Raw genomic sequence first — 7,345 nt, 5'->3', positions numbered from 1 at the left:
GTCACCAGATATATTGACTGAACCACCGCATTCGCGAGCAAGCCCGCTCCCACATTTTGATCCGGTTTCACTTTGAATCCTTCGTAAATCCATCCATGCAAACCGCACCCATGACCGGCAAAACCCAATCCTCATCCAAAATCGCCCGCGTCCTGTTCGGCCTGCTGGCCTACGTCAGCCTGGGCATCGGCTTGATTGCGATTGTGGTACCGGGCTTGCCCACCACCGAATTCATCCTGCTGGCCGCCTGGGCCGCCACCAAAAGCTCGCCGCGCCTGAGTGCCTGGCTGGAAAACCACCGGCTGTTCGGGCCGATCCTGTTCAATTGGCGCAATGGCAAGATCATCGCCCGCCGGGCCAAAGTCAGCGCCACCGTGAGCATGCTGCTGTGCGCCGGCCTGATGCTGGTGATGCTCGACCACGGCTGGCCGATCTACCTGGCCATCGCCGGAATGAGCATGGGCAACCTGTGGATCTGGTCGCGACCGGAACGTCTCCCGCAACCCACCTGACACCCTGACTACCGCTCATCGGCTCCCGCTCATGAACTGCCGGCCCAAGCCGATGTTCCGGGCATAGCGCCGAATGGACTCGCGTGAGCTTGCATACTAATAAGTCCATTCGCGGGTACTTCTATGTTCGACACCCTCTCCATTCGCTTGAAAATCGTGCTGTTGTCCGGTCTGTGCCTGCTGGGGGTGATCGCCCTGGTGGTCGGCATGAACCTGTACCAGACCAACCAGAACGACGAACTCATCAGCGATTCAAGCTCGCGAATGCTCACCGACAGTGTGCAGAACCTGCTGCAGGCCAAGGCCGCCGAACAAGCAGTACAACTGCAAAAGACCTTCGGTGAAAGCCTGTTGGTGGTGACCGCCCTCGCCGACCAGATCAAGGACCTGCGCACTCTGGCCGCCAAGCGCTCGCTGGATGCCGGGGCCTTGCGTGAAGAACTCAACCACAGCCTGAAAACCGCCTTCGACCGCAACACCAAGGTGCTCGGCATCTGGCTGTCATTCGAGCCCAACGCTCTCGATGGCAAAGACAGTGAATTCGTCAATGATGCCGCCCGTGTGTCCAACGAAAAAGGCCGCTTTTCCAGCTACTGGAGCCGCGCCGGCGGTGAAGGCCTGAACACCGTGATGGTCGAGGATGACCTGACCAAGACCACCCTCAACCTCAGCGGCACGCCCTACAACATCTGGTACACCTGCCCGCGGGACACAAAAAACACCTGCCTGCTGGACCCGTATGAAGACACCGTGGCCGGCAAGCCGGTGTTGATGACCACCATTTCCCTGCCGCTGCTGGTCGACGGCAAAGTGATCGGCGTGGTCGGTGTGGACCTCGCCCTCAATGCCCTGCAAGCGGCGACCGATGCGGCGCAAAAAGAACTGTTCAACGGCGCCGGAATTCTCGAAATACTGTCCGGTAACGGCTTGATCGCCGGCTACAGCGGCGAGCCGGCCAAAGTCGGCAAAAACCTGGTGGACACCCTCGGTGCCGAAGGCAAAGAGATCGTGCAACTGCTGGCCAGCGATACCCGCAAGATCCGCGAGGAAGATGGCACGATTCGCGCCGTGTACCCGGTCAAACCGATTGCCGACGCCAAATCCTGGGGCGTGGTGATCAAGCTGCCCAAACAAGTGCTGCTGGCAGACTCGCTCAAACTCCAGGCGGTGCTCGACAAGGCCCAGGCCAGTGGCACCGTCAAGGCGTTGCTGGTAGGCGCAGCCGCCGGGCTGCTGGGCCTGTTGCTGATCTGGCTGACCGCCACCGGCGTGACCCGGCCGATCAACAGCGTGGCCGCCATGCTCAAGGAAATCGCCAGCGGCGACGGCGACCTCACCCAGCGCCTGGCCTACGGTAAAAAAGATGAACTGGGGGAACTGGTGAACTGGTTCAACCGCTTCCTCGACAAGCTGCAGCCGACCATCGCGCAGATCAAGCAAAGCATCACCGAAGCCCGTGGCACCGCCGACCAGTCCTCGGCAATCGCGCGCCAGACCAGCGAAGGCATGCAGGTGCAGTTCCGTGAGATCGACCAGGTGGCCACCGCCTCGAATGAAATGAGCGCCACCGCCCACGACGTGGCCAACAGCGCCTCCAACGCCGCCAGCGCGGCCCGCGGCGCCGACCAGTCAGCCCGCGAAGGCATGCAGATCATTGAACGCAGCACCCGCGACATCACCACCCTGGCCGAAGAAGTGAGCAAGGCCGTGACCGAAGTCGAAGCCCTGGCGGTGAACAGCGAGCAGATCGGCTCGGTACTGGAAGTGATCCGCAGCATCGCCGAACAGACCAACCTGCTGGCCCTGAACGCTGCGATTGAAGCGGCGCGAGCCGGGGAAAGCGGGCGCGGTTTTGCGGTGGTGGCCGACGAGGTGCGCAACCTGGCCAAGCGTACCCAGGACTCGGTGGAGGAGATTCGCCTGGTGATCGAGCGCATCCAGACTGGCACCCGTGGAGTGGTGGCGACCATGCATTCGAGCCAGAGCCAGGCGCAGAACAACGCCGGGCAGATTCATCAGGCGGTGCAGGCTCTGGGCAAGATCAGCGATGCAGTGACGGTGATCAGCGACATGAACCTGCAAATCGCCAGCGCTGCCGAGCAGCAGAGTGCGGTGGCCGAAGAGGTCAACCGCAATGTCTCGGCAATCCGCACAGTGACCGAAACCCTGACCGGCCAGGCCACCGAATCGGCGGCCATCAGCAGCCAGCTCAACGCCCTGGCCAGCCAGCAGATGAAGCTGATGGATCAGTTTCGGGTTTGACCCGAGCTTGAAACCAGTGAACACCCAATGTGGGAGCGGGCTTGCTCGCGAACGCGGTGGATCAGTCGGTACATGTATTGACTGACACACCGCATTCGCGAGCAAGCCCGCTCCCACACAAGCCCGTCCACATTAAAGTTGCGGTGCCTTATTGACCCGTCCAGGCCGCCACAAACGGCGCCAGGTCTTCTTTCGGCGCGGTACGCGGCGGGTTTTGTGGGGTGCCCAGGTAGAGGAAACCAATCACTTCCTCATCCGCCTTCAGCCCGAGGCCTTTGGCGACATGGGCCGAGTACGACAACTCACCGGTGCGCCACACCGCGCCGATCCCCTGGGCGTACGCCGCCAGCAGAATCCCGTGAGCCGCACAGGCCGCCGCCAGCAGCTGCTCGGATTTTGGCACTTTGAAATGTTCTTGCAGGCGGGCAATCACCACCACCACCAACGGCGCCCGCAGCGGGCCGTTCTGCGCCTTGTCGATCGCGGCCTGGGGCGCGTCGGCGTCCTGCAGGCGGGCGGCTTCGGCCAGCAGGGTGCCCATGCGCTCACGTGCCGCACCTTCCACCGTCAGGAAGCGCCAAGGCCGCAGCTGGCCGTGGTCGGGCGCGCGCATGGCAGCGGCGAACAGCAGGTCGCGCTGCTCCTGGGTCGGTGCCGGGTCCAGCAGTCGCGGCACGGAAACACGGTTGAGCAAAGCGTCGAGAGCCTGCATTGGCCACCTCCAGAGAAAAATGTGCGGTCATTCTAGCGGGAATGAATCGGATACCACCAAACGATAATTGCTCTTATTCAATCCGCCCTGCCCTGTTAGACTTTGCGGCCTTATTTTCAGCCTACGTTCAGGAAGACTGATGTCCCGTTCGCCCCTTCGCCTGTCTGCACTGTTGATGGCCTTGAGCCTGAGTGCCTGCGATGACGCCCCGCGATTCACCAAGGCCGAGCCTGGTGAAGCGCGTGCCGGTGGCGCGACCACGGTGAGGAAGACCGACCAGAACGCCTTCTCCCTGCCCTCGGCCAACCTGTCGCCCACCCGGCGCCTGGACTTCAGCGTCGGCAACAGTTTCTTTCGCAGCCCCTGGGTGATTGCCCCGTCCACCACCACTGCCCGCGACGGGCTGGGCCCGCTGTTCAATACCAATGCCTGCCAGAACTGCCATATCAAGGATGGCCGTGGGCATCCGCCATTGCCCGATGCGCCCAACGCGGTGTCGATGCTGGTACGCCTGTCGATTCCCGATGCACCGCCCTATGCGAAGGTCATCGAGCAACTGGGTGTAGTCCCCGAGCCGGTCTACGGTGGGCAATTGCAGGACATGGCCGTGCCCGGCGTCGCCCCGGAGGGCAAGGTGCGGGTCGACTACACGCCGGTCAACGTCCGCTTCAAGGACGGCACCGTGGTCGAATTGCGCAAGCCGGCCCTGCAAATCACCCAGCTCGGTTATGGGCCGATGCACCCCGACACGCGCTTCTCGGCGCGAGTTGCACCGCCGATGATCGGCCTGGGGCTGCTCGAAGCGATCCCCGACGCCGACATCCTGCGCAACACCGACCCGAAAACCGCCGACAAGGAAGCCATTGTCGGGCGGGCGAATTGGGTCTGGGACGACGCGCAACACAAGACCGTACTCGGTCGATTTGGCTGGAAAGCCGGGCAACCGAACCTCAATCAACAAAATGTTCACGCGTTCTCTGGTGATATGGGCCTGACCACCTCCCTGAGACCGTTCGATGACTGCACCGATGCACAAGTGGCCTGCAAACAGGCGCCCAACGGCAATGGCCCGGATGGCGAGCCTGAGGTCAGCGACAACATCCTGCGCCTGGTGCTGTTCTACACCCGCAACCTGGCCGTCCCCGCCCGCCGCGACGTCAACGCACCGCAAGTGCTGGCCGGGAAAAACCTGTTCTACCAGGCCGGTTGCCAGGGCTGCCACACCACGCAATTCACCACGGCGCCCACCGCCGCCGAACCTGAATTGGCTAACCAGGTGATTCGCCCCTACAGCGACTTGCTGCTGCACGACATGGGCGACGGCCTCGCCGACAACCGCAGCGAATTCAAAGCCAGTGGCCGCGACTGGCGCACGCCGCCGTTGTGGGGCATTGGCCTGACGCAAGCCGTCAGTGGCCACACCCAGTTCTTGCATGACGGCCGCGCCCGCAACCTGATGGAGGCCGTGCTGTGGCACGGCGGTGAAGCCCAGGCGGCGCAGCAGCATGTGTTGTCGTTCAATGCCGAGCAGCGCGCCGCGTTGCTGGCATTTCTGAATTCTTTATAAGCTTTGTCCTAATTACAGAAGGGAGCTCGACATGTTCCGTCCCAAGTTGTTGTTCACCAGCCTGGCCGCCCTCGCCCTCGGTGCGTGCTCGCCCCAGGACCCGCAAGCGGTGACCTCGGCGGCCATCGCCAAGCAAGTGATCCTGCCGACCTACAGCCGCTGGGTTGAAGCCGACCGCCAACTGGCCGTCAGCGCCCTGGCCTACTGCCAGGGCAAGGAAAGCCTGGAGACCGCCCGCGCCGACTTCCTGCACGCGCAAAAGGCCTGGGCCGAGTTGCAACCGCTGCTGATCGGCCCGCTGGCCGAGGGCAACCGCTCGTGGCAGGTGCAGTTCTGGCCGGACAAGAAAAACCTGGTGGGTCGTCAAGTCGAGCAACTGGTGACCGCCCAACCACAGATCGACGCCGCCGCCCTGGCCAAATCCAGCGTCGTGGTGCAGGGCCTGTCGGCCTACGAATACATCCTCTACGACGCCAAGACCGATCTGGCGGACGAGACGCAAAAAGCCCGCTACTGCCCGTTGCTGGTAGCCATCGGCGAGCGCCAGAAACTACTGGCCGAAGAGATCCTGTCGAGCTGGAACAGCACCGACGGCATGCTGGCGCAGATGACCAAGTTTCCTAACCAGCGCTACGCCGATTCCCACGAAGCCATCGCCGACCTGCTGCGGGTTCAAGTGACTGCGCTGGACACCCTGAAGAAAAAACTCGGCACCCCGATGGGCCGCCAGACCAAGGGCATCCCGCAACCGTTCCAGGCCGATGCGTGGCGCAGCCAGTCGTCCCTGCAAAGCCTGGAAGCCAGCCTGGCTGCCGCCCAGACCGTCTGGGTCGGCGTCGACAACAAAGGCCTGCGCGGCCTGTTGCCTGCCGATCAAAAGCCATTGGCTGACAAGATCGACGCCGCGTATGCCGCCTCCCTGAAACTCTTCGCCAGCAACCAGCGTACGCTGAATGAAATGCTGGCCGACGATGCCGGGCGCCAGCAACTCAACGATATCTACGACAGCCTCAACGTCGTCCACCGCCTGCACGAAGGCGAGCTGGCCAAGGCGCTGGGCATCCAACTGGGCTTTAACGCCAACGACGGTGACTGATGATGCTCAGGCGACAGGCTTTGGCCCTCGGCAGCGTGCTGCTCAGTGCGATCACTTTGGGCGGCTGGACGCTGTTCAAGCAGAAGGGCAAAAGCCCGCTGCTGCTCTCGGCGCGGGATGACAGTGATGGCAGGCACTACGCCGTCGGCTTTCGCCTGGACGGCAAACAGGTATTTGCCACCGAGGTCGGCCAGCGCTGCCACGACATCATCAACCACCCGACGCTGCCGATTGCGCTGTTTGTCGCCCGCCGGCCGGGCACCGAGAGTTACCTGATCGACTTGCGGGACGGGGCGCTGCTGCAAACCATCACCTCCAAGGCCAATCGCCACTTTTACGGGCATGCGGTGGTGCACAAGGATGGCGAGTGGTTGTATGCCACAGAGAACGACACGTCTGACCCGGGTCGCGGTTTGCTGGGGGTGTACCGGTTCGAGGGTGAACGGCTGGTGCACACCGGGGAGATTTCCACCCATGGCATCGGGCCGCACCAGGTGTCGTGGATGCCTGATGGCGAGACGCTGGTGGTGGCTAACGGCGGGATTCGCACTGAGGCTGAGAGCCGGGTGGAGATGAACCTGAATGCCATGGAGCCGAGCCTGGTCCTGATGAAGCGCGACGGGACGCTGTTGAGCAAGGAGACCCTGGGCCAGCAGATGAACAGTGTGCGGCATATGGGGATTGCCAGCGACGGGACGATCCTCGCGGGGCAGCAGTTCATGGGGGCGTCACATGAGCGTTCGGAGCTGCTGGCGATCAAGCGGCCGGGGCAGGCGTTTGTGGCGTTTCCGGTGGCGGATGAGCAGTTGCAGGCCATGGGGCATTACACGGCCAGTGTGGCGGTGCACAGCGAGTTGCGGCTGGTGGCGTTGACGGCGCCACGGGGGAATCGATTCTTTATCTGGAACATGGACAGCGCGCAGTTGCTGCTGGACGGGCCGTTGCCGGATTGTGCCGGGGTGGGTGCGGTGGCTGACGGCTTTGTGGTGACTTCCGGGCAGGGGCGTTGCCGGTTTTATGATTGTCGGCAGGTGCCGTTGGTGGGCAAGCCGCTGGAGTTGCCGGCGGGGCTTTGGGATAACCATCTGCATCTGGTTTGATTGGGGGGCATATCCGTTGCTGCGGTAACGGCGGCTTATGGTTCCGCTCTTACAGCGGCTCACTTTTGAAGAGCGCAAAAGTAAGCAAAACGCTCT

The 7,345-nt window shown here is 62.9% G+C and carries 6 protein-coding genes and 1 pseudogene; 6 read left to right on the top strand and 1 reads right to left on the bottom strand.

Features of this window, described 5'->3' with window-relative positions; translation table 11 throughout:
• The first annotated feature begins 110 nt into the window (after positions 1-110).
• The 3 genes and pseudogenes from HX869_RS30230 to HX869_RS31935 all read left to right on the top strand — a co-directional run bounded on the left by HX869_RS30230 (position 111) and on the right by HX869_RS31935 (position 2,774).
• Positions 111-512, top strand: a complete 402-nt coding sequence (locus tag HX869_RS30230) for a YbaN family protein (RefSeq protein ID WP_008435511.1) — start codon at positions 111-113, stop codon at positions 510-512.
• Positions 513-635: 123 nt separating this feature from the next.
• Positions 636-1,916 (top strand): annotated as a pseudogene (locus HX869_RS31940) (HAMP domain-containing protein); the annotation flags it as partial.
• 102 nt (positions 1,917-2,018) lie between these two features.
• Entirely contained in the window at positions 2,019-2,774 is a 756-nt protein-coding gene (locus tag HX869_RS31935) for a methyl-accepting chemotaxis protein (RefSeq protein ID WP_371132077.1), read from the top strand.
• Between the two features lie 148 nt (positions 2,775-2,922).
• On the opposite strand, the gene HX869_RS30220 is transcribed toward HX869_RS31935, so the two are convergent.
• On the bottom strand, positions 2,923-3,486 hold the full coding sequence (locus HX869_RS30220) for an NAD(P)H nitroreductase (protein ID WP_003214103.1): 564 nt from the start codon (positions 3,484-3,486) through the stop codon (positions 2,923-2,925).
• Between the two features lie 139 nt (positions 3,487-3,625).
• On the opposite strand from HX869_RS30220, the gene HX869_RS30215 reads away from it, so the two are divergent.
• Genes HX869_RS30215 through HX869_RS30205 form a run of 3 tightly spaced genes read left to right on the top strand, consistent with a single transcriptional unit; the run spans position 3,626 to position 7,249 of the window.
• The gene (locus HX869_RS30215; RefSeq protein ID WP_178904108.1) at positions 3,626-5,053 is read left to right on the top strand and encodes a di-heme oxidoredictase family protein; all 1,428 of its coding nucleotides are present in this window, start codon (positions 3,626-3,628) and stop codon (positions 5,051-5,053) included.
• Between the two features lie 31 nt (positions 5,054-5,084).
• Positions 5,085-6,149, top strand: a complete 1,065-nt coding sequence (locus HX869_RS30210) for an imelysin family protein (protein ID WP_102606236.1) — start codon at positions 5,085-5,087, stop codon at positions 6,147-6,149.
• Between the two features lie 2 nt (positions 6,150-6,151).
• Entirely contained in the window at positions 6,152-7,249 is a 1,098-nt protein-coding gene (locus tag HX869_RS30205; RefSeq protein ID WP_008435520.1) for a DUF1513 domain-containing protein, read from the top strand.
• Positions 7,250-7,345 lie beyond the last annotated feature (96 nt).

Origin of the sequence: Pseudomonas sp. P7779 (assembly GCF_013386315.1) — a bacterium.
Lineage (GTDB): Bacteria > Pseudomonadota > Gammaproteobacteria > Pseudomonadales > Pseudomonadaceae > Aquipseudomonas.
The sequence above is the reverse complement of the archived record's forward strand: the minus strand, read 5'-3'. Positions and strand labels throughout refer to the sequence as shown.

Bases quoted from the DNA above. Each gene is read 5' to 3' on its own strand.
- HX869_RS31935 (WP_371132077.1), top strand. From the start codon at position 2,019: ATGCAGGTGCAGTTCCGTGAGATCGACCAGGTGGCCACCGCCTCGAAT.
- HX869_RS30205 (WP_008435520.1), top strand. From the start codon at position 6,152: ATGCTCAGGCGACAGGCTTTGGCCCTCGGCAGCGTGCTGCTCAGTGCG.
- HX869_RS30210 (WP_102606236.1), top strand. From the start codon at position 5,085: ATGTTCCGTCCCAAGTTGTTGTTCACCAGCCTGGCCGCCCTCGCCCTC.
- HX869_RS30215 (WP_178904108.1), top strand. From the start codon at position 3,626: ATGTCCCGTTCGCCCCTTCGCCTGTCTGCACTGTTGATGGCCTTGAGC.
- HX869_RS30220 (WP_003214103.1), bottom strand. From the start codon at position 3,486: ATGCAGGCTCTCGACGCTTTGCTCAACCGTGTTTCCGTGCCGCGACTG.
- HX869_RS30230 (WP_008435511.1), top strand. From the start codon at position 111: ATGACCGGCAAAACCCAATCCTCATCCAAAATCGCCCGCGTCCTGTTC.